Raw genomic sequence first — 22,557 nt, 5'->3', positions numbered from 1 at the left:
CGAACAGGCCGACAATGCCGACCAAATATTGGTAACTTTTTTCGACGCGGCGGTTGCCGGCATCCAGCAAAGTATTGGCCAGGTTAAGATTATTGGCGTCGCGCAGCAAAAGCTGGCTGACCAGCCGTTTGTCCAGCTCGGCATAAACGTCCTGCCGGTCGCCGGCCTGGTTTAATAACGCGCTGTTTGCGGCGATGCGCTGAAAGATGGTTGCAGATTTGTCGAAGCTGCCGCGCAATTTGGCCAAAACCGGCGCCTCGTTGGCGAACGCGGATTGGCCGGCGACCCGGTCTAGCAACCGGTTTACGCTTTCCCTGCGGTTTTCCCAATCCGTTAGCGGCCGAGGCTCCCGGTACAGCAGATACTGGTCCCTGAAAGCGGTTAATTCGAACAAACCGCGTACCAGTTTATCGACCAGCAGGTGGCCGTCTTTTTCTTGCTGGTAATGCGCAATGGTCGAGAACAGGATCGCCAGCAGTATCGCCACCGTGGCGATAGCGGCGGCCGACAGGATTTTTAAGCGTTTGACGATGCGCATGGGCGCCTAACGCTGGATCGCTACGGCAGACGGTTTGACGCGCGCCAGACTATCGAGGTGGATGTGTTGCCGGAAATCGGGCATGGCCGCGGCATCGACCAGTCGGTTTTTCATCGCCCAGCGGGTTTCGTCTTCCAGGGTAATCAGCAACGTCTGATCGAGCGCCACCTCGTAATTGAAATTGGCCCAAACGTCCTTGACCAGGCTCAATTCCAACTGCGCCAGCTTTGCCATCAGGGTTTGAGCCGCGTCCGGGTGCTCGGCAACGAAGGTTTCGGCCTTGACCAAGGCGCGCAGCAAGCGTTCGACCGTTTCGGCGTTTTGTTCGATAAAGGCTTGTTGTGCGGCGATATTGAACGTCTCGGTATAAATATCCCGGTCGTAAAAAACCGCCGCCGCAGGACCGAGTTGCCGCTGAATTTGTATCAACGGGTAGTTCCAGGTGCACACGGCATCGACCTGCTTGAGCTCGATACTGGCCTGCATGTCTTGGGGCTGGATGGCAACCGGCTCGATTTCCGCTCTGGTCAGGCCGGATGCCGTCAAAATGGAATCCAGAAAAAATTCCGATGTGGTGCCGGCAATAAAGCCGATGCGTTTTCCTTTTAAGTCCGCGAGTTCGGCGATGCCGGCATCTGGTCTGGCTACTACAGCATGGTTACTGGAACTGGTGGCGATGTTAGCGATTACCGCGATGTGTTCGCCGCGCAATATGCCGAACATCAACGGCGTTTCGGCGACGGTGGCGAAATCGGCTTTACCGTCGACCACCGCTTGCAAGGCCGCCTTGCCGAAGCCATGCATTTGCGGCTCCACCTGCAATCCCTCCTCGCTAAAAAAGCCCTGAGCCAACGCGACATGCATCAGCACCGATTCAGGTTGGTCGGTGAAGGCTACCGTGATTTTCGACAGCAACCCGCGGCTTTGCGGCGGAGATTCTTGGCAAGCCGCCAATATCGCGCAGCAAATCGAGATAAGGAACGCTTTGGCCAGTATGGGGTTGTGCTGCGTAACATGAACCACTAATTCAACACTCTAAGATTCGATCGATTTGGCTGGCTCGGTCAAAGCGGCATCGGCGGATCGATGCTGGTCAATGACTGCGCAGAGGCACAGTTATACAACGACTCGCCGGCTTAGCCAAACCTTTTCCGAACTATGCCAATCAAGCTATCTTATTGATTAATCTAGTCGTTAGATGCATTTTTCGGACGATACCGCACGCGCGGCAATCCGCAGCGAACGGCTGGTTAACGGCGTCGGGAAAGTTGTCGCAACCATGTGCGTAACGCTTCAGTTCATACCGGGCCAGGTACGCCGGCATGACCGCGTCTATAGGCCAAACCACGGACTCTGGGTGTGACTGCCTGGTCCGGCAGTAACTCCTGCTCCCGGCGCTGGGGAGATTGTTCGAACAAATCCCCCTTGCCCCCTTTTGCAAAGGGGGGAAGCGGTTTTTTAAGGCTATGTTCGCGTTAATAGTTGGCGTCGCCCCGGCATGGATTGCCGGGGCCCAGAAGCCACGGATGGCAGAGTTTCAACACATCCTTGTGCCCTGGATCCCGGCAATCCACTTGTGCCCTTTGGGTATGCCGGGATGACGGCTTCGTTCTAATTCAACTACTAACGCGAACATAGCCTTTTGCAAAAGAGGAGTGATTTTTAACTCAAGAACAGCAATCGACCCAGCCAAAGCACTTAGCCGGCCAGCTTTGCTTCGAATCCTTTACCTCGACCTCCGCCACGGCAGGCGCGTTTTGGGTTTCGACCTTAACTGCGCCGCGGTGGGCCGTTGCGGTAAATGCCGGTATGATAAAGGCCGCCGCCGATTCCGGCTTCACGAAGGGAGTTCACCATGCTAGCCACCAAGCGATACGAATACCTGCCTATCGAGCAAATCGAGTTTCACCATACCCTGACCAACCACCGCGATCTGGACCGGGCCAAGGTCGCCCATCTGGAAAAAGACATTCTCAGCAACGGCCTGTTCGAGCCGTTGGTAGTCTGGGAGCGCAACAGCCGCTAATATTACCTGGTCGGCGGCTTTCACCGAATGGAAGCGATACAGGGCATCCGCCGCGCCAATCCGGGTTATTTCGACCGGGTCGACGTGCGCGTCGTCACCGGCGATCCGGACGAAATCAAAGCGCTGAATTTGAAACTGAACTCGGACCGGGTCGATACCCGCATCACCGATTATTTTCAAACGGTGATTTATCTGAACAACGCCAACTGGTCGAAAGAGCGCATTGCCGAGTTTTTCGACAAAAGCGTCAGTTGGATAGAAGACATCGTCCGCTTCGCGCCGCTGACCACCGAAGCGATGCGGGAAAAGCTGGCCAGCGGCGAACTGTCCTGGAACCGGGCCAGGGAAATCCTGCGCAAGGCGCTGAACGCGCCGCCCGGCAACGAAAAACAAATCATCGAACAAGAACTGGCTCGACCGGCAGCCCCCGCCACGGCCAAACCGCTACCGTTTCAAGCCACGCTGAAACGGCTGACGGCATCGATCCAGACCGCGCCGAAACAAACCTTCAAAGTCACCGGCCAGGATTTGTACGCCTTGCTGGTCACCCTGCGCGGCAAAAACGTCAGCGCGGAAGATCTGGAGCGGGTGCGCAAGGCGTTTCCGGTGTTGTGGGACCAGGAGGAATAGTCCTGCCGCCGGCGCCGTTCGGAAAGTCTCCTTGAACGAGCGCAGCTCGATTTTGTGGCTCCAGGCGCGGGAATGCTGGCAATGCAATTGCCAATAGGTTTCCGTGATCGCTTCCGTTAACAGCATGCCGTCGTCGCTTTTGGCGGCGGCGGACATTCCGATAAGGCACCAAATAGAGCTTCCTATTTTTTTTGTCTTCAATCATGACTCGACCTATGATAATCGCCAGATGAGAGCGAGGCGTGGAAATTCGGCTTCCACGTGGCGTGACTCGTAAGAGTAGACGAATGGAGGGACGGCCGGCCTCCCGCTCTCATTCCACCGCCTGATAAATCCCCCTCGAATCTTTTCCTCAATGGTTCTGGTAGCCTGACTAAAGCCGGAAACGATCATATTGACGGCCGGATTGCCTTTCTTGATGTAGTCAAACTCCACTGCCAATTTAACCCCGGCATCCTTCGATTTCATTTCTAAGCCGCCTGTGCGGCGGCGGACATGTCGTGATCGATTTTGTCGCGGATCTCAGCTTTCTAAGCCGCCTGTGCGGCGGCGGACAGCCAAAACCACCACGGGCCGGCGAGTGCTGCTTTCTAAGCCGCCTGTGCGGCGGCGGACGAATTGTTAGGCGCTGGAGAGGAAGCGGGTTTTTTCTAAGCCGCCTGTGCGGCGGCGGACGGACCGACCCGGCGGAACTGGGAACCTGATCTTTTCTAAGCCGCCTGTGCGGCGGCGGACTCAACAATTGCCCGAAGGTGATCGTTAACGGTTTTCTAAGCCGCCTGTGCGGCGGCGGACGAGTTCTCGCCGGCCATGCGCGATAAGCTGTTTTTCTAAGCCGCCTGTGCGGCGGCGGACTTGTAACCCGATTCCGGAAAGCGGATGGTGTATTTCTAAGCCGCCTGTGCGGCGGCGGACTATTACATCGGCACCGACAAGGACATGACCGATTTCTAAGCCGCCTGTGCGGCGGCGGACTCGTTGTCCGTCTCGCTGCCGTGCAGGGCGTATTTCTAAGCCGCCTGTGCGGCGGCGGACAGATTTACGCAATAGCAAGCGTTCGTCTGCTTTTTCTAAGCCGCCTGTGCGGCGGCGGACATCGAGCCACTAAGCGCCGATGCCAACAGCATTTTCTAAGCCGCCTGTGCGGCGGCGGACTCGAGCGGGTCTTTTGCCGAAATCCCGAGCTTTTTCTAAGCCGCCTGTGCGGCGGCGGACGACCTGCGCTCCATACCAAACCTTTATCGCAATTTCTAAGCCGCCTGTGCGGCGGCGGACTCGATGCCATTAGCTCCGGATGACGTGACGTTTTTCTAAGCCGCCTGTGCGGCGGCGGACTAACGTTACCAAATTCGCAGTATAACTCCCGCTTTCTAAGCCGCCTGTGCGGCGGCGGACTCGTTGCCGTCATGGGATGGCACGCCACGTTTTTTCTAAGCCGCCTGTGCGGCGGCGGACACTAAAGGTAATCCTAACGAGTGCCGTGGTGATTTCTAAGCCGCCTGTGCGGCGGCGGACGCCTTATGCTCCAAACGCGGATGCTCGATCGATTTCTAAGCCGCCTGTGCGGCGGCGGACGATAACGTGTCAAACGCTGCCATTAGCCGCGCGTTTCTAAGCCGCCTGTGCGGCGGCGGACCGGAATGCCGACATGGCCGCTTAGCCGCGACCTTTCTAAGCCGCCTGTGCGGCGGCGGACAATGCGCTGATTGACGCATATCAAGAGGCAATTTTCTAAGCCGCCTGTGCGGCGGCGGACCAACTAAATCGAGCGACGATTATTTCAACCAATTTCTAAGCCGCCTGTGCGGCGGCGGACCCATTCTTGCAAAAGAAAAAGGGCACGATTTCTTTCTAAGCCGCCTGTGCGGCGGCGGACAAAAAGGATACCACTGCTCGCCAAGCGTTTTCTTTCTAAGCCGCCTGTGCGGCGGCGGACAACGAAACGGCAACGGGCCGGTTCGATAAACTTTTCTAAGCCGCCTGTGCGGCGGCGGACGCGAGATTTCACCCTGCCACCCATCAACCTATTTTCTAAGCCGCCTGTGCGGCGGCGGACAAAAAACCATGTTTATCCGGGTCGCGTTATTCTTTCTAAGCCGCCTGTGCGGCGGCGGACGCCGATAAGCTGGCGGTCGATCCGCGCCTGTTTTTCTAAGCCGCCTGTGCGGCGGCGGACGGTTATCTTCTAGTTTGCTGCCGCCGATATCCTTTCTAAGCCGCCTGTGCGGCGGCGGACAGTTCTTCCAGTGCTTTTTTGTCGGCCATGTCTTTCTAAGCCGCCTGTGCGGCGGCGGACTCAGGTCCAATTTGGCATCAATCCACACGTCATTTCTAAGCCGCCTGTGCGGCGGCGGACGACATAAGGATCTCCTACTTCTGTTTCATATTTTTCTAAGCCGCCTGTGCGGCGGCGGACCAATCCGGTGAGCCAACAGCAGTCCAGTCGCTTTTCTAAGCCGCCTGTGCGGCGGCGGACTTTTGTCGTGAATTTTTGCGTATTTATCGCCTTTTCTAAGCCGCCTGTGCGGCGGCGGACAGAAACCGCGCCGGCAACCGAGGAACCATTGCTTTCTAAGCCGCCTGTGCGGCGGCGGACGTTGCAGTTGCCGGAGGGCCGTCGGTTTTTGCTTTCTAAGCCGCCTGTGCGGCGGCGGACGGTAAATTCGTTCCGCGAGACGTAGCACTACATTTCTAAGCCGCCTGTGCGGCGGCGGACTTCGAACCGGAAAATGGCCCGGCTGCCCATGTTTTCTAAGCCGCCTGTGCGGCGGCGGACAAATCAGGATGACTGGCCCAGGCATCAATCAATTTCTAAGCCGCCTGTGCGGCGGCGGACTGAACCGGATCTCGCTGGTCCCGACGCTGGCCTTTCTAAGCCGCCTGTGCGGCGGCGGACCGGTGGTGTTGTCCTGCGATCCGGCCTGGGAATTTCTAAGCCGCCTGTGCGGCGGCGGACTGGTTAGCGGCGGCCAGATTACGTTGGACGAATTTCTAAGCCGCCTGTGCGGCGGCGGACATCGACAAGTTTTGGCGGGCCGTAATCAGCAATTTCTAAGCCGCCTGTGCGGCGGCGGACTTGGTTGCGATGATGCGGTGTTCGCGGTTAGCTTTCTAAGCCGCCTGTGCGGCGGCGGACCGTGCGCAACTCAACGACCGGCATATCGCTGTTTTCTAAGCCGCCTGTGCGGCGGCGGACCTGGTGATGGCCGCGGAGTCGCGGACCTGCGTTTTCTAAGCCGCCTGTGCGGCGGCGGACAACCACGGCGAGCCGACGGTGGACACCAGCGATTTCTAAGCCGCCTGTGCGGCGGCGGACAACACGGCCACGCTGACTATCCCGAGCAACATTTTCTAAGCCGCCTGTGCGGCGGCGGACGCGGTTTTCCAGCAGCGGGCATTGCGCTTTCATTTCTAAGCCGCCTGTGCGGCGGCGGACGGGAAACCAATCTGCCGGCGCGGGCGTTTCTTTTTCTAAGCCGCCTGTGCGGCGGCGGACGGCATCCAATAGGGTTTCGTATATGTCAGGGTTTTCTAAGCCGCCTGTGCGGCGGCGGACGATCGAGGCGTCGTATATCGCATTTGCGCACATTTCTAAGCCGCCTGTGCGGCGGCGGACACAACGCCTTTATCCCTGACCCATCGCACGACTTTCTAAGCCGCCTGTGCGGCGGCGGACATCGAGTTGCCGATATTGCTTCGGCAGCGGCAATTTCTAAGCCGCCTGTGCGGCGGCGGACTTGCCATTTACCGAAGCGATTGATTTTTATAATTTCTAAGCCGCCTGTGCGGCGGCGGACTGCCGACGTGCATCCGGATGAAATAGCTAACTTTTCTAAGCCGCCTGTGCGGCGGCGGACTTGACGGCACGTCAACAATCGATATCTCTTTGATTTCTAAGCCGCCTGTGCGGCGGCGGACACGGACCAGGCGACGCTGTTCGAACTGGTCGATTTCTAAGCCGCCTGTGCGGCGGCGGACGGGCAGCGGGCCGTGGAGTGCGGCAAGGGGTTTTTTCTAAGCCGCCTGTGCGGCGGCGGACTCCTCGACGGTGGCTTCGCGGCCGATCCAGTTTTTCTAAGCCGCCTGTGCGGCGGCGGACGATGCCGGACATTTCCTGACCATCCTGCACCATTTCTAAGCCGCCTGTGCGGCGGCGGACCTTCTTGCGGGGTAGCCATATCGGTAGTCTCCTTTCTAAGCCGCCTGTGCGGCGGCGGACCCGGATTCGCTGGTTTGTCACCATGCGCGTATGTTTCTAAGCCGCCTGTGCGGCGGCGGACTTGCCAAGTAGTTGCAACGATGCGTCAATAAAGTTTCTAAGCCGCCTGTGCGGCGGCGGACAACAATTGCGGGGCTGGCGATGCCGATCCGTGTTTCTAAGCCGCCTGTGCGGCGGCGGACGCGCTGCCGGCGGAAAATGTAGAGTAGTTTGTTTTCTAAGCCGCCTGTGCGGCGGCGGACTCGAAAGTGTGGGACCGAGTCGCGCCTGATCTTTTCTAAGCCGCCTGTGCGGCGGCGGACACGACATGCACCGCACTGTGCTCGCCCGCCACTTTCTAAGCCGCCTGTGCGGCGGCGGACACTCCTCCATTTACGCCAATCGTCATTCAATTTTTCTAAGCCGCCTGTGCGGCGGCGGACCAATGCCAGAAAAGAGCTGGACGAACGTGACTTTTCTAAGCCGCCTGTGCGGCGGCGGACTCGCCGTTGCTGTAGCCGTTGGCGGCGGCGGATTTCTAAGCCGCCTGTGCGGCGGCGGACAAAAAGCTTATTGGCGGCGCCTTGGGTGTTGCTTTCTAAGCCGCCTGTGCGGCGGCGGACGGCCTTCAATTTGCCGGCATGGATGGCTTTCTTTTCTAAGCCGCCTGTGCGGCGGCGGACATGGCACTGTTGCTGCCGGCCGTGAGCGTGAATTTCTAAGCCGCCTGTGCGGCGGCGGACTTCGATAAATTGTCAGCCGATTTGATTCGGGATTTCTAAGCCGCCTGTGCGGCGGCGGACGTTACAAGCAATAGACACTACCTCGTTTGTTGTTTCTAAGCCGCCTGTGCGGCGGCGGACTGTCCATGGTTATCCTCTCTTGGCTTGAAAATTTTCTAAGCCGCCTGTGCGGCGGCGGACCAAAAATCAGCAAACCTTTTGTTTTACGTGACTTTCTAAGCCGCCTGTGCGGCGGCGGACGAGTCGCTGGATAAATTCCGTGCTAAGGCGGATTTCTAAGCCGCCTGTGCGGCGGCGGACCTAGCGGCGAATATCGCGGCCTGCTGGATTTTTTCTAAGCCGCCTGTGCGGCGGCGGACGCATAGGAGTTATCGATGGACAACAGATCGCTTTTCTAAGCCGCCTGTGCGGCGGCGGACTTTGCCAGATTTTTGCTGTCTGTGCGCTGGTATTTCTAAGCCGCCTGTGCGGCGGCGGACGATCCGGCGGCGTTCGCGCGGTTTTTGCGACCTTTCTAAGCCGCCTGTGCGGCGGCGGACCTGGACATCGCCGGCAACAGGGCGAGGTTGCCTTTCTAAGCCGCCTGTGCGGCGGCGGACGGCCTCGCTTTTTCCACTGCGAGGCCGCCATATTTCTAAGCCGCCTGTGCGGCGGCGGACATATCTTTGGCCGACGTACCAGAGCTGTCTGTTTTCTAAGCCGCCTGTGCGGCGGCGGACTGATTATAAATAAATGGGAAGCCGGTCGCGACAAGGGTTGCGGGCGGTTTGACCCATTTTTACCATCCGCAAAAGCCTTAACCGTAACCGGCTGATTTAATTCACATTGTTAAAGAGCGAAAAAATTTTGGGTCAAAATTCGGGTACGGTCGCGATGCTGCTCAGGCCGTAGGCGCTGAAACTGCCGGTCACCGGCGCGACCGTCTCGGTTTTGCTGATCCACAAACAAAAAGTCTGGCCGCCACTCAAGCTTTGCAAGCGGATGAACGGCAAGGCGACAGAAGGCTTGAGCATGTCGCAATAGCGAAACGACAGCGGGTACGCCGGATTCTCGCCAGCCGCGCGCAATTCAACCGTCATGTTCAGCGCGGTCGCCAGGTCCACGCCGTGGCGTCTGGCATAGCGCCGAGCCAGGCGCTCCGGGTTGGTCTTCGGCTGCACTCGCCGGTAAACCGCATACCCCAACAGTTTGTCCGGCACCGGACGGATGCCGGTGCAATGCACGTAGTCGCTAAGACGCGCCAAGCGCTGCGGCGCGGCGAAGCGTTCAAATGTTGCCTCATCGTCGGCAAACAGGCGGCATTTGTCGCCCAAACCAAGTCGCTTGCCATCGGCGCAATGTTTGGGAAAACCGACTCCGATGGCGCCGCGTTTCTCCGCATCCAGCATCTCGACAAGGCCCAGGTGCAGTTGCTGGAACACTTTGGACCACAGAAAATTCAGCCCAACTTCGGGATTTGGCAGCAAGGTGATTTCCAAGTAAAAGCGCATGACTTATTCCTTGCCGCTTTGGCCAAATACGCCGCCGCGCACCAGTACCGCCATCACGTAATGTTCTTGGTCTTTACTGCTGAGTTTTTCGCCCAAGGCAAAGCGGTCGAATAACGAGTAAAAGTCGGCTTTATCTTTCGGGGTACGGAAGGCTTTGCCCAGGTTGGTGACCGCGCCGTAAGGTTCGATGGCGATTGGACCGATGCCAATGGTGCCGTCGTCGTGGCCCGGATACCAGGTGTCGATGGTGCGGATGGCGTTGCCGATTTTTTGCGAATGCAAGGCGGCGGTGCCGTTGACGGCGTAAAGGATTTTGCTTTTGTCGCCCTTGCCGTTGCCGAGGATCAGTTCTTCGCTGGGATACACTTCCTGCGCCTTACCGACCAAGGCGTAAGCTTCGACGCTAATCAGTAAATACGGCAAACGGCCGCACAAGGCATCGGCGATTTTACCGGCCAGTTTTTGCAAATCCGGGTTAGCGGCCTTGAAATCGCGCAGGGAAAATTGCTTGGCGTCGAAGACCAGTTGCTCGCCGTCGCCGGTATCGACCACGACTTCGATTTTTTCCGCGCCAACCCGGTTACGCCACAAATAGCGGGCGTTGGCGATGTTGACAGCGTAACGTTTGGCGAGCTCGGTAAAGCCTTCTTGTTCGATATAAGTTTGGGCGACGCCGGGATAACTGGCGTTGAAATTTGGTCCGTTGCAGGCCGACGGTTTGTCAACGCCGCCCAGCACTTTCAAGGTAAAGCTCAGTTTTAACGTGTCTTGATCCTCCGCCAACGCGCAGGCGTCGACGGTTTGCAGATTGGGTTTTTCGACTTCGGCGTTGAGTTTTAACGGGTCGTTTTGCAACGCAGGTTTCAGGCGATTAGAAATCGTGCCTCGCACCGATTTTTCGTTAAGTTTTAGGGGAGTAGCTGTCGTGAATGGATCATTTCGCCCCTTCCAAGTCGTGCCGTACAGATAACCGTCGGAAGGCACCAGTTTTTTCTCGAAAGCCAATACGGTTGCGTCGTTTTTTGCTGCCATGTTTTAGTCTCCAATAAGATTTGCTGCGGTGAGGGTTCGGCAAAGGTACAGATTGCGTTCGGTATCGGCGTGATATTGCCAAAGCACGTCGTCCAAGTTACTAATCCGGTAAGGCATTTTAAATTCGCCCAGCGTGACCACACTTTCGGCGAAGCGATGCGGCGTGTCGGTGTCGCGCTGGTTGGCGGCTTGGCCCAATTCGGAAATACCCTGAAAGCCCACCGCAATCGGCACCAGCCAACCCGGCGCCTTGCGTTGGCTGCTCCAGGCAACTTTGCCGGTTTCGTCTTGCTCGCTGCGGTGCATGACTTTTAACTGATCCAGCAAAGCATCCAGTGCGTCCCGGCCCTCGTCGCGCATGGCTTGCACCATCAGTTCCCGGCGTTCGACCAGCAGATAACCGAGCATCAGGCGGTTGAGCAACTTCCTGACGCTACCGTCGTCGTCTTCATCGACGGTATGAATTTCCACCGGATTGACAGCCAGAACGTCGCCGCCGGCCCATTTCATCCGCCGCAGTTGCTGATTAAGCGTGGCTTCGAGGTGCTCCCGTTCGTCGGTGTCGAAGCCTTGTAGTTCGATCAACAGCGACACTTCCAAATGGCAGCGGGCTTCTTCGACGAAAGCTGGCCGGCCGCCGTCTTTATCCAACGGATTGGCGGTGCCGACAATGGAATGCACGAAATCGCCCTGGCCTTTGTAGGTCTGCAAATCGAAGCGATGGCAGCTTATCGCCGCGCCGGTCAATTCGATGTCGGTCAAACCCAATTGCCGTAGATGGCGCTGCAAGGCATGCACGCCGCCCAGCCAGGCGGTCATGGCCGGAAAGCCGATGGTATACGGACTGCTCATCGCGTTGGCGTTGTGAATGCGCAGATGCGGAATTAACAGAAAGCGGCGCGTCATTTGAAAAACTCCTGGTCGGCGGCAACGGCTTGCTCGGCCAACGCAGCCAACTCATGGAATTCGTCATCGCCAAGCTTGGTGCGGCTGTCCTTGCATAAGTATTCGTAAGTTCGAATGATCCAACGGGCAAAATCGCCGGCCACCTCGTTTAACCAAGCATCTGATTGCTCACGCTGTTCCAGATAGGCGTCGTCGAGCCAAATCCGTTGCGCCAGCGGTAATTCGCGGTAATGCTCGGCTTGCGACCAGCCGGGACCGGTGGCGCGAATGGCGAAGGCTAGCCGCAAAACCGCGTCGATCAGGTATTTGAGGGTGTTGCGGATGCCGTCTCGGACGTGGATGTTGTTGACGCCGCTGCGCATCAAGCGGTCCAGTGTCTGGAAGTTGTCTTGAAAACGGCGGGCGGATAGCGAGTTTCTGAAAAAATGTCGAGTCGGTAACCTCACCTGCCGCTGCTCGAAGATTGGCGGCACACTGCTTAACAAATACGCGCGGCCGGCATTCTGGTTGTTCAACACGCTGATGTTTTGCGGTTTGGTGCCACCGTACAAGGTAACGGTCAAACCCAACATGTCGTCGAAACCGTCGGCGTGATGTTCGTTTTTACGCCGGCTGTCCTTGGCCTGTTTGGTGGCTTCGGAAAAGCGCATGGCGTCGATCCGGCTTTTGGTTTGGGTTAGCATGCCGGCCGGGGTCAGAATAGACAACAGGTGATAATCGGCATCGACCGGGAAATACACTTGCTTGACCAAGCCGTCGGTCCGGTTACCGTCGTCGCTTTGTTTAACCGTCAGAAACCCGGAACGCAGACTGTCGTAGCTGGCGGTTGGTACCTTAAGCAAACGCTTGGCCTGATCGCTATCTCTCTCCAGGTGCTGTAACAGCGTTTGCGCGTCGTCCAGCGGCAGATTCAAAAACTTGTAAACATCCATCGCCGCCGCGTTGCCGAATACATCCAACTCGTAATCCACGTTGCCGGTACGCAGGTAGCCGTCGTTCGCCTGTTGGCCTTGGGCGATGACCGAACTGGTTTTGGCGCTGGGATGACTGAATTTGCCGGGATGGCTGACCATGGATAACCAGGCGGCCCGCCGCGCCGCATCGGGCAACCAAGTTGGTAGTGAAAATTTGTCCTCGGCTTCTTGTTGGATGGCGGATTGTTGGTCCGGATCTTCCGTGGCTTTTAGCTTGGCTTTCAGCCAAGCCGCTTTGCGCTCGGCGAAAAATGTTGTGATCGATTCGTGCATGGGTACTAGCCTCCTGATTAAGCGTGCCGGGTCGAATTATATTCATGGCGACAAGAACTTGTCCATAGTATTTATTTTTAATTTTTTTATTTTCAATTTTGATGCTTCGTAGCAAAGACATAAAATGCCTTTGCCGCCGAACAGGCCGCTTAGCAAATAGTCTTTATTTTTTGCCATTTGCTGCCGTACAGGCAGTTCCAGTAGGCCGGAATAAGCGCTAGCGTTTCCGGCAAAACCGATCTGCCGGAAACGCCTATCGGCTTATTCCGGCCTACCCGCTAATTCATATCTTGAAACAAACCTAACTGGTCCGAATAAAACCAAGGTTTGTCGCTGTCCGGGCGAATCATGATTTCGCCGAAACGCTCGGATGCGGCCTGCAATCGTTGTTCCGAATCGGCATCGTCCCCGGACGGTTCGGTTTCAGCGTGTTGGCGCAAGATATTTTCATAAGCTCTATCCAGCCATAATCGGGCTTGCTCTTCTAATGATGGTTGCGGCATCCGAGAGATTTTGTGGAAAGCCTGAAGGACGATAAATTGGCCGCGTTCGTCCTTCTCGCAAAACAGCGCTTTACCGTCTCGCCAAACCAAAAATAGCGAAGTTTCCGGATTGCCGGCGCGAAACGGGTTGATTTGCTGCGGCACGGCGGTCAGCCACCAGTTTTCGTATAGCCAGGCCTGCAAGGCTTGCGGGCCTTGTTGCCGGTAATCGGTCAGGCTTTGATGCAAGGCTTGGTGTTCCAGGTCGGCCAGACGCTGTTTCGGTTCCAGCTTTTCCGGGCGTTGAATGCGCGGCACGGCGTTGACGACTTGGTTCAACGCGGCTTCGTCCACCAATTGGCCGAAGTCGTGGCTGGTCAATCGCAGACTTTTGCCGTTTTCGTAACCCGGCCGGCAATAAGCCGGGCCGCCCGTTTGCCGCAAGGCTTTCAGGTTGTATTGCATCACGGCGATATTGGCATGTTCGACATCGGTCGAAATGCGGCGATGGCGTAACACCCGGCCTGCCAACTGGATGATGGAACGAAACGACGATGGTTCGATGACGGCCCAATCGAAATCGTGGTCGCGGCCGACTTCTTCCACCGGTGTCGCCACCAGAATAAACAATACGTCATCGGCTGCCGTGGAATCCAAATGCCGGCGGATTGTGGGTTCCTGAAATGCCTTCGGCGTTTGGCCCGGTTTTTCCTTGCGCTGCAAAATTTCGTCCAGATGTTTTTCCTGTTCATGACGTAATAGCAGCACTTGCCGGCTGTGGTAAGCCATGATTTTCGGCTCGATGCCGTTGCCCCAATCCGCTTGCAACAGGTAGTGTGTCAGTGCGACGCAGGGCGGAATGTTCGCCATCCGCACTACGCCGAACGAAACCCGCTTGCCGGTTTTGGCATCGACACTGTGGTGATGAGAGTGCAAATGTTCGGCAGCCTGGCGGATTTTGGCGAAATACTGTTGGCGCTGTTCAGCGGGCTGGTTCTTCAAGGCCAACAACTCGTCGCAACGTTCAATCGTGGCTTTACGTTTGACGAGTTGCTTGTGCAGATAGCCGACTCGTTTGGCAACGAACTGCCGGTGTAACAGCGCGTATTGCCGGCAACGGCTATCGGAATCCACGTTGTCCAACCGTTCGACTTGCGTACCGAACTCGTCGATCCAGGCGCAGGCCACCAGCGGATGAGCGGCTTTGAAATGGCTGTGCAATTGCCAGCCGGCCTGATAGGCATGGAAAAAACCTTCGGCCAAATCCGGTGGAATCGTGGCGGAGGAAATCATCACCTTGCGGCCCAGCATGCCGGCCAAATGGATCAACCGGCCGATGGCGATCAAATCGGTGCCATCAAAGTCATCTACTTCGTCGATCACTAGATCGGACGACAATAGGCGCAGGCACGGCAGGATGAATTTTCCGCCGCGCCGGGTTTCGGTGGCGGCGATGATGTGGTCTATCGTGCAAGCCAACACCGGCTTGTATAAAAACGCCTTGTGCTTCTCGGCCAGCTTGGGTTGATGCTTGGGAAACAGCACGTCGAGAAATTCGGCGTGCGGCATGTCGCCGAAATCCAAATCCTCCGCCAATAGTTGCTCTCGGGACTCGGAACCGATGTCTTCGTAACCCGGTGGCTGGTCTTTTTCCCGGGCAGCTTTGTCGTAAAGCTGTTTGATTGCCGCCGAGCCAATCAAAACCGCCAGATCCTGGTCCGTCAAGCCCAAGCGGTTGCGGTATTCGTTGCCGGTTTGCAAGGTCAAGGTTCTCAAACCCAAGGCCAGAACGTAACGCAGGCTGTCGCCGTCGTCCGACAGCGAGCGCATGACTTTGGCGTTGGCCACGGTTTTGCCGCAGCCGGTACTGGCCATATTCACCACAAACCAGCCGTAACCTTGTTCTTGCTGGGCTTGATGTTGAGTTTTGAAGCGGGCAATGCCATCCACGGCTTTATCCTGCCATTCGAAGCCAGCGGGACTTTTTTGCTTAAGACTTTTGATGTCGTAGGCCGCATCCATCTCGCTGCTGAAGCGCGACAAGGTTTGGCTGATTTTCAAGGCTTGATCGCCGACGCGGACCAAATGTTCGTCCAGTTTTTGCTTCAGCCGTTTTTGGCTGTCGGTGTTGGCGTAAAGGTCGATGGCCGACTGCCATTCGCCGTCGGCTTGGCAGGACGAGTAATAATGGTCGCCCAGCATCAGGCATAAGCGGGCATGGTGCAGCAACAGGCGATAGGCGCCGTTGTCGAGCAAGGCTTGGATACACGCTTGGTTCTGCAGCAATTTGCCAGACCATTTTTTCAGTTGTTTGCGCCACGGCTCGGATTGCGAAAGCAAGCCTTCCGGAAATTCGAAGCAGGCTTTCAGGCGTTTATCTTCGTCATTCGGATTTTGGTAACCCCAGTCCGCGTTCAAGCTTTTCAACATGCTCGCCAGGGTCTCGCGTTTTTGATCGCCTACATCGTTTGGCTTTAAGCGACTCGGCAAGCGGTGATGGCTCATGATCAACCAGCCGACCAATTGCGCAATCGGCGGCAAATCGGCCAACGGGTTTTTCAGGTTTTCGGCGGTAAGATTCTTTAACGCCGCTTCGTCCCAGTTGTCATCGCCCAATAGCTGCAGCCAAGCTTCGTCTTCACCGCCGGCCAGCCGCACCAAGCCGTTAAGTAACAGGCAGGAAATCCATTCGTGGCGCAGCGGATCGCCTTGGTTAGTCGAGGATTTAAGCTTACTCTGGAACAAGGCTGTGGCTTTGCCCCAATCGTGCAGTAAAGCCGCAACCGCCACCAAGGCTTTAATGGCCGGCAGATAGGTCCAATTGTTTTCCCAATGGTTGTTCAGCACATTTTTTTGGGTGCTATTCACCGGCACAATCCCCTCGGCATTGAAGCGCTTGCGATTGCCGACTATCCAAACCAATTCGCTTCGACTTCTGGACCTGATCCAATGGCAGGCCACCGCCGTATTTTTGGTGGCCGTCTTGCGCAACAGGGTTTTGACGGCGATCAGGCCTTCTTCGGTGATCACGGTTTGCCAGGTGTTGTCGCCGATGCGGTTGGCGAAGGCGTCCAGGACGCGGCGGGTGCGGGCCAACGCCTTTTTTTGGCATTGGCTGACGAAGGTGACCATCATGGTTATGTCCCCCTCACCCTAGCCCTCTCCCTCAGGGAGAGGGGACTGAGTGGTTTGCTCTTTATGAGGAGATTGAATTGCTTGTTGCTTGACTTGCTCGAACATGAAATCCAGGGCTTTATGGTCGGTGAATTTTTGCAGGATTTGCTGGCGGAATTCCTGTTCGCTCATCTTTTCCTTAGCGCAGACGAAGGCCCAGGGCAGGACGATGGCGTCCTTGACCAGATCGGCAACATCAAACACCAACGCGCCTCGGCGGGTTTTGCCGTGCATGACCGCGAAGCCGTGCGGGATGCCGAGCACCCAAAGCGTTGTTGCGGCCAGGCCGTAAGCCAGATAGTTGCCGTGGTTCAGGAAGCCGTTGGCAAGGTCGCTGGCGTCGTGGTCACGGGTGAAATCGCCGTGTTGGGTGGCTTTGGCGGCGTAGCGGTAGAGTTGTTTGGTCAATAGGGCTTCACGTTGCAGCAGGTCGCCAGTTTTTTCCACGCTACCGATGTTGCCGGCGTAATTGTCCAACGCGGCGGCGATGGCGCTGTCGTCGGCGAAGATGTTTTCGGCTTGCAGTTCGCGGTCCTTGCTCCAGACCTTGCGGATGTAATCGACGCGGGCTAGTTGAAAGGCTTTGGCGACGGTCAGCCGTTGCGTATCGTCGAACCAGAATTTCAGCCAACCCTGGATGTATTCGGTTGGCCGGTATTCGCTTTGCGGGGTTAGCCATTCGATTTCGCAACCGCTAAACAAGGGTGTGCCTCCGCCGCCGCAAAAGCCGACCAATACGCCGGCGCTGGCCAGCATGCGCATCGCGGCTTGGGTAATCGAGGTGCCGGTACCGAGCAGGATGACGGTGGTATTGGCGATGGGAATGTTCCAATACAGGTTTTCGTCCTTGGCTTGGGTCAGATACAACACGCGGCCGTCTTTTTGCATGACCCGGCATTTTTCCAGATAGTAGATGTTGGCGCGCTTGGAGTGGAGGATGGCTTTCAGGTCGGTGAGTTGTTCCATGCCGGGTTTATCCTTTTGCGGGAGCCCGGATTATTGCTGACCCTTTCCGTTAGCGTCAATCCGCGCTAAATCCGAACCGGGCCGGAAATATTTGGCTAGACTATCGCCAAACCAATCAGGAACGGCGCGCACATGCGGGAAGAAAGCAAAACCGAAGACAGAAAACTGGAGATTCAACAGGTCATCAAGTGGTTGCAGGAGGATAGGATTCTGTCGGCGCAGGATTTGCAGAAATGCCGGCAGTATGCGGTGGCCAAGATCAATCTGCACAAACATCCGCTCAAGGTGCTGGCCGAGTGCGAGCTGTCCGACCAAACCCAGCTGGGCAAGGCGCTGTCGCAGGAGGATTTGACCCAGTGGCTGGCGAAGAAGCTGGCCCTGCCCTACTACTATTTCGATCCGTTGAAAATCGACGTGCCGACCGTGACGGCCTTGTTCAGCAAGGCTTACGCCGCCAATTACAACATTTTGCCGATCAAGATCAGCGACGACGAAATCGTGGTCGCCACCGCCGAGCCTTTCATCCGAGCCTGGCAGAACGATCTGGCGAAAATGCACCACGGCAAAATTCGTTGCGTGTTCTCCAATCCCGACGAAATCAAACGCTACCTGGACGAGTTTTATAATTTTTCCAAGTCGTTGAAGGGCGCGCAAAGCCACAACGACGGCCGTGCCGCCGAGGGCCAGAATTTCGAGCAACTGGTCGAGCTAAGCAAGATGGCCGATCTGGACGCCAACAACCAGCACGTGGTCAATCTGGTGAACTGGCTGTTGCAATACGCCTTCGACCAGCGCGCCAGCGACATTCACATCGAACCGCGCCGTTTGCAAGGCAACGTCCGCTTTCGGATCGACGGCATTCTGCACAACGTCTACCAATTGCCGACGCCGATCATGAATGCGGTGTTGAGCCGCTTGAAAATTCTGGGCCGGATGAACATCGCCGAAAAGCGGCTGCCGCAGGACGGCCGGATCAAAACCCAAAACAGCAACGGCAAGGAAATCGAACTACGGCTATCGACGATGCCGACTGCGTTCGGCGAGAAGCTGGTGATGCGGATTTTCGACCCGGAAGTGTTGCTGCGCGATTACGAACAACTCGGCTTCAGCAAGCAGGAATTGGCGTTGTGGAACCGGCTGGTCGGCCATACCCACGGCATCATTCTGGTCACCGGTCCGACCGGGTCCGGCAAGACCACGACGCTGTATTCGACCTTGAAACGGCTGGCGACGCCGGAAATCAATCTCTGCACCGTCGAAGACCCGATCGAGCAAATCGAACCGGCCTTCAACCAGATGCAGGTGCAGGCCAACATCGGCCTGGATTTCGCCAGCGGCATCCGCACCTTGCTGCGGCAGGACCCGGACATCATCATGGTCGGCGAGATACGCGACCTGGAAACCGCGGAAATGGCCGTGCAAGCCTCGCTGACCGGGCATTTGGTGATCTCGACGCTGCACACCAACAACGCGCCCGCCGCGGTGACCCGCTTGCTGGATATCGGCGTGCCGGGTTACCTGATCCAGCAAACCGTGCTCGGCATCATGGCCCAACGCCTGATCCGGGTGTTATGCAGACATTGCAAAGCGGCGGTGCCGACCGACGAAAACCAGTGGCGGGCGCTGGTGGCGCCGTTCAAGGTGGCGCCGCCCAAGCAGTTATACAAAGCCGTCGGCTGCAAGGAGTGCCGCAATACCGGTTTTGCCGGCCGGGTCGGCATTTACGAGATTTTCGAAAACAGCCCGGCGCTGGAAAAGCTGATTGTGGAAGGCTGCGACACGGCGCTGCTGCAAAAACAGGCGATCAAGGAAGGCATGCGGCCGTTGCGGCTCAGCGGCGCGGAGAAAGTGGCGGCCGGCATCACCACCATCGACGAGATACTCAGGGTCGCGCCGGAGCGGATCGAGTTCTAGTCCGACCCGCTCGGCCTATTCCGTCACATCGCGAAAAAGGTACTCAGGTAGACCGCGCCCAACAGCGTGGACACCAAGCCGAGTTTGTTGGGCAAAGTCAGCGATTGCCAATACAGCTCGCATTCGGTTTTCCGCCGCACCCAGGCATTCATGGCCGCCTGCTGCAAGCGCTGCCGTATCCGCGGCAAGGCTTTCCACAACGCGTAAAGCGCCGCACTGCCCAGTGCCAACAAGATATAAAAGGTCACGATCTGGCTGCCGTGGCGCGTGGTGTGAAAGGTATGCTCCACGGCATGTTCGATACCGAGTTCGAACCATTCGAATGCCAGATGCAGCATCTCGAACAAGAAATGAGCGACACCGAAAACCAGGTCTATCGTCACGTCGTACATTGCCACACCGGCTCCGAGGCCGGCCACGGCTATTAAATCCAGATGTTGCTTAATCATGCCTGTGCCTCCTTAATCAGCGATAACTCATCGTTTCAAGTACCGGACGCAGTGAGCGCCGGCCGCAGATTGTTCGGCCGTGATGGCGTGCTGAAAGCCCGCCATCAGCGGAAAATCCGCCGGCATTCCCTTGGGGGGTGAAGTGTCTCGACGGATTCGGCATGATTGTAGTTAAATATCGATTCGATACCAAATTATTTTTTGCATCCACGCATACGGCTAGAGATGGAGCGGTTCGATTAAGTTATTAACCCGACGCTCAAATGTCGTCGCTCCCGCGTAGGCGGGAGCCCAGTTTTCACGCTGGATTCGCTGCGCGGTTTACCGGCACCCGCTTGCGCAGGAATGACAGAACCTGGGAATTTAAGAGCCTGGTTAATAAGCAATACTCCCCATTTGCAAAGGGCTATGTTCGCGTTAGTAGTTGGCGTCGCCCCGGCATGGATTGCCGGGGCCCAGAAGCCACGGACGGCAAAGTTTCAACACATCCTTGTACCCTGGATCCCGGCAATCCACTTGTGCCCTTTGGGTATGCCGGGATGACGGCTTCCATCTCATTCAACTATTAACGCGAACATAGCCTTGCCAAGGGGGGTTGCAGGGGATTTATTCCGCTAAATCCCCTGCTGCCCCTTAAATGCCTTACAGCGACTTTTTCAAAGTGGGATAGTTCGGGCGCCAACGCTTAACACATACAGGGGGCCGGTAGATCAGGAACCTTCCCCGCCCGCAGCGGCTGGCGCCGCTAAGGCCGGCGGTTCGGATGGCTGCGAGCGCCGCCGCCGAATCAGCAAGGCCGTTGCCACTATCGCGATCTCCAACGCAAACGAGCGGTGAAACAGAAAGTTCAGCCACCAGGGCTCGTACACCCGTTCCACTAGCGTCAATGAAAACGGCTTCAGCACGAACGGCGCCAGCCAATAAATATTGCTGGCCAGATAATCCAACACCATGTGCAGCAAGCCGTTGCCGGCGAATATCAAAGCCAGCACCGGCAGACGCCGGTCCGCGCTGCATCGGTAGTAAACGCCGGCCGCCAGTGCCAGCAGCAGCCAAGTCAGCGGAAAATGGCTGAAGTAACTGTGGTGCGGATGCCTGCCGCCGTCCACCAAATAGAAGTAAATCATGTCCAGATCCGGCGCCACCGCACCGAACATGCCGCAACGCAAATAGGTTTTGCCATCGACTTGCGGCATCCTGAGCAGCGGATAGGTCAGCACCGAGACGATATAGCCGGCCGGCAAATGGGCGATCAGCATGATTCCCTCCCGCTTGCTACGGAGCCAGCGCCGGTGTCGGCTAACGCATACCAATCCAGTTTGCGCGTCGCCAGCATCGCTATGCTCAGCACCGCAAATAACAGCAACGAACCCAGCATCAGCGCGTTATCTTCCGATTCCAGCAAACCGTACAGGCTGGCGAACAGGGCCGCCAGCGACACGCCGGCCGCGGCGCCCCGCGTCGCACTGCGCAAGACCGCGCTCAGGTAAACGGCAATCAACGCCACGCAAGCCCCGCTCGCCAGGCAATAAGCCACGCCGAACCGAAGATGTTCCGACAGGCTGAGCAGCAGCAAAAAGAACATCGCCAATGCCAGACCGACCAAGGCATATTGGGCCGGATGGATTGCCAGTTTTTTCAGCAGTTCGAACAGAAAAATCGCGGCGAAGGTCAGACAGACGAACAAAAAACCGTATTTGGCGGCACGATCCGACAACGAATAGACGTTGATCGGTTCGATCAGGCGCACACCAAAACTGTCGTAGCTGGCGATATGGCGTACTCCGCTCAGATTGCGGCCGACGTTGGAAGCCAAGGCGTCCACGCTCCAGGCAGCGCGAAATCCGTCGGTGCCGGTCTGCTGGCTGCTCGGGTCCGGCAGAAACCGGCCGAAAAAGCTGGGATGTTGCCAGGCCGAGGCCAGTTCGACTTGGGTATGCTTGCCGGCCGGGACGAATTCCAGCGCTTCGATGCCGCGCAGTTTCAAATCGAACCCGAACGGAATCGAGATCGGCCCGAATTCGACCGGCATCGGCTCCAGATTGGCATGCATACCGCTGGCATCCTCCAGCGGCAAATTCGAACCTTGTTCGAAGCCATAGGTTTTGCCGGCCCATTCCACGCCCGGCGCCTGCAACACGCCGCGCATATCCGACAAAGCGATGCCGAGATAAGGCGTGCCGAATTCAATGCGACCGCCGTGCAACGGCGCCGGATTGCCGTAGCCGCCGGGCAATTTGATCTCGCCTTTGCCGGACAGATTCACCACGTAAGAGCGGACCTCGAACAAGCCGCGGCGCTTGGTCTCGGTGGCCAGCTCGCCGGACAGCTTTAGTTGCTCGGGCAGGAAATACAAATAACGCGACTCGCTACGTTGCAACACCTCGCGCACCGCCGTGCGGTCGCGGATGGTTTCGGAGACTTCGCTCCAAATTTCGCGGTACGGCACCACCAACACCGGGCCGAACAATTTTTGCGGCCCGGCCGAGCTGGCGGCGATATCGTTCACCGCCTGCAACTGCCGGTTCTCGCGTTCGTTGGCCAGATCCTTGACCATGCCTATCGGGATCAATAGCAACAGCGTCAATAGCGCCATCGCCGCCAATTTTTGCCAGAGTTTGTTTCGCATCGTAGTTCTCCACAGGTTTGAATACGCTGCGTAGCATGCGCGCCGGAGGTGAAACCATGATGTCGGAATGGTGAAGCGAAGGTGAAGTTTGGCCGGCGTTGCGGATTTAGCCGGGAGGAATCGTCCTTGGCCG

13 protein-coding genes and 1 CRISPR repeat array are annotated in these 22,557 nt (G+C 57.2%); of the genes, 3 read left to right on the top strand and 10 right to left on the bottom strand.

Going from position 1 to position 22,557, the window contains the following annotated elements:
- Window positions 1-544: 544 nt before the first annotated feature.
- The gene (locus VXJ35_RS09940; RefSeq protein ID WP_157198138.1) at window positions 545-1,453 is read right to left on the bottom strand and encodes an ABC transporter substrate-binding protein; all 909 of its coding nucleotides are present in this window, start codon (window positions 1,451-1,453) and stop codon (window positions 545-547) included.
- 940 nt (window positions 1,454-2,393) lie between these two features.
- On the opposite strand from VXJ35_RS09940, the gene VXJ35_RS09935 reads away from it, so the two are divergent.
- A complete protein-coding gene (locus VXJ35_RS09935; RefSeq protein WP_231914886.1) occupies window positions 2,394-2,564 on the top strand; it encodes a hypothetical protein in 171 nt (56 codons plus the stop codon).
- Between the two features lie 27 nt (window positions 2,565-2,591).
- A complete protein-coding gene (locus VXJ35_RS09930; RefSeq protein WP_231914885.1) occupies window positions 2,592-3,194 on the top strand; it encodes a chromosome partitioning protein ParB in 603 nt (200 codons plus the stop codon).
- Window positions 3,195-3,661: 467 nt separating this feature from the next.
- Window positions 3,662-8,854: direct repeats of the CRISPR family, unit length 28 nt; unit sequence TTTCTAAGCCGCCTGTGCGGCGGCGGAC.
- Between the two features lie 132 nt (window positions 8,855-8,986).
- Here the strand turns inward: VXJ35_RS09930 and cas6f are convergent.
- From cas6f to cas1f, 6 genes are all read right to left on the bottom strand, one after another.
- A complete protein-coding gene (gene cas6f / locus VXJ35_RS09925; RefSeq protein WP_064021414.1) occupies window positions 8,987-9,625 on the bottom strand; it encodes a type I-F CRISPR-associated endoribonuclease Cas6/Csy4 in 639 nt (212 codons plus the stop codon).
- A gap of 3 nt (window positions 9,626-9,628) precedes the next feature.
- Window positions 9,629-10,657, bottom strand: coding sequence for a type I-F CRISPR-associated protein Csy3 (gene csy3, locus VXJ35_RS09920; protein WP_064021413.1), 1,029 nt, complete (start codon window positions 10,655-10,657; stop codon window positions 9,629-9,631).
- A 3-nt stretch (window positions 10,658-10,660) separates the two neighbouring features.
- Entirely contained in the window at window positions 10,661-11,563 is a 903-nt protein-coding gene (csy2, locus tag VXJ35_RS09915) for a type I-F CRISPR-associated protein Csy2 (RefSeq protein WP_064021412.1), read from the bottom strand.
- On the bottom strand, window positions 11,560-12,810 hold the full coding sequence (csy1, locus tag VXJ35_RS09910) for a type I-F CRISPR-associated protein Csy1 (protein WP_064021411.1): 1,251 nt from the start codon (window positions 12,808-12,810) through the stop codon (window positions 11,560-11,562). The genes csy2 and csy1 overlap by 4 nt, the downstream gene beginning before the upstream one ends.
- Before the next feature lie 278 nt (window positions 12,811-13,088).
- Complete coding sequence (gene cas3f, locus VXJ35_RS09905; protein WP_064021410.1) at window positions 13,089-16,427, bottom strand: type I-F CRISPR-associated helicase Cas3f; 3,339 nt, start codon at window positions 16,425-16,427, stop codon at window positions 13,089-13,091.
- Window positions 16,428-16,445: 18 nt separating this feature from the next.
- The gene (gene cas1f, locus VXJ35_RS09900) at window positions 16,446-17,432 is read right to left on the bottom strand and encodes a type I-F CRISPR-associated endonuclease Cas1f (RefSeq protein ID WP_064021409.1); all 987 of its coding nucleotides are present in this window, start codon (window positions 17,430-17,432) and stop codon (window positions 16,446-16,448) included.
- A gap of 132 nt (window positions 17,433-17,564) precedes the next feature.
- Between cas1f and VXJ35_RS09895 the strand changes: the two genes are divergently transcribed.
- Complete coding sequence (locus VXJ35_RS09895; RefSeq protein ID WP_064021408.1) at window positions 17,565-19,346, top strand: GspE/PulE family protein; 1,782 nt, start codon at window positions 17,565-17,567, stop codon at window positions 19,344-19,346.
- A gap of 23 nt (window positions 19,347-19,369) precedes the next feature.
- On the opposite strand, the gene VXJ35_RS09890 is transcribed toward VXJ35_RS09895, so the two are convergent.
- The 3 genes from VXJ35_RS09890 to creD form a co-directional block, all read right to left on the bottom strand.
- Window positions 19,370-19,795, bottom strand: a complete 426-nt coding sequence (locus tag VXJ35_RS09890; RefSeq protein WP_064021407.1) for a hypothetical protein — start codon at window positions 19,793-19,795, stop codon at window positions 19,370-19,372.
- Window positions 19,796-20,505: 710 nt separating this feature from the next.
- Window positions 20,506-21,054 (bottom strand): metal-dependent hydrolase, encoded by a 549-nt coding sequence (locus VXJ35_RS09885; RefSeq protein WP_064021406.1) that lies wholly within the window; start codon window positions 21,052-21,054, stop codon window positions 20,506-20,508.
- Complete coding sequence (creD, locus tag VXJ35_RS09880; RefSeq protein WP_064021405.1) at window positions 21,048-22,424, bottom strand: cell envelope integrity protein CreD; 1,377 nt, start codon at window positions 22,422-22,424, stop codon at window positions 21,048-21,050. Before creD ends, VXJ35_RS09885 begins: the two co-directional genes overlap by 7 nt.
- Window positions 22,425-22,557 lie beyond the last annotated feature (133 nt).

Origin of the sequence: Methylomonas sp. DH-1 (assembly GCF_046097555.1) — a bacterium.
Taxonomy (GTDB): Bacteria; Pseudomonadota; Gammaproteobacteria; order Methylococcales; family Methylomonadaceae; genus Methylomonas; species Methylomonas koyamae.
This window is presented reverse-complemented; position numbering and strand designations above follow the sequence as displayed.

Coding starts and splice junctions, on each gene's coding strand:
- VXJ35_RS09885 (WP_064021406.1), bottom strand. CDS start 21,054: ATGCTGATCGCCCATTTGCCGGCCGGCTATATCGTCTCGGTGCTGACC.
- VXJ35_RS09930 (WP_231914885.1), top strand. CDS start 2,592: ATGGAAGCGATACAGGGCATCCGCCGCGCCAATCCGGGTTATTTCGAC.
- cas3f (WP_064021410.1), bottom strand. CDS start 16,427: ATGATGGTCACCTTCGTCAGCCAATGCCAAAAAAAGGCGTTGGCCCGC.
- csy2 (WP_064021412.1), bottom strand. CDS start 11,563: ATGACGCGCCGCTTTCTGTTAATTCCGCATCTGCGCATTCACAACGCC.
- VXJ35_RS09895 (WP_064021408.1), top strand. CDS start 17,565: ATGCGGGAAGAAAGCAAAACCGAAGACAGAAAACTGGAGATTCAACAG.
- csy3 (WP_064021413.1), bottom strand. CDS start 10,657: ATGGCAGCAAAAAACGACGCAACCGTATTGGCTTTCGAGAAAAAACTG.
- csy1 (WP_064021411.1), bottom strand. CDS start 12,810: ATGCACGAATCGATCACAACATTTTTCGCCGAGCGCAAAGCGGCTTGG.
- VXJ35_RS09890 (WP_064021407.1), bottom strand. CDS start 19,795: ATGATTAAGCAACATCTGGATTTAATAGCCGTGGCCGGCCTCGGAGCC.
- cas1f (WP_064021409.1), bottom strand. CDS start 17,432: ATGGAACAACTCACCGACCTGAAAGCCATCCTCCACTCCAAGCGCGCC.
- cas6f (WP_064021414.1), bottom strand. CDS start 9,625: ATGCGCTTTTACTTGGAAATCACCTTGCTGCCAAATCCCGAAGTTGGG.
- creD (WP_064021405.1), bottom strand. CDS start 22,424: ATGCGAAACAAACTCTGGCAAAAATTGGCGGCGATGGCGCTATTGACG.
- VXJ35_RS09935 (WP_231914886.1), top strand. CDS start 2,394: ATGCTAGCCACCAAGCGATACGAATACCTGCCTATCGAGCAAATCGAG.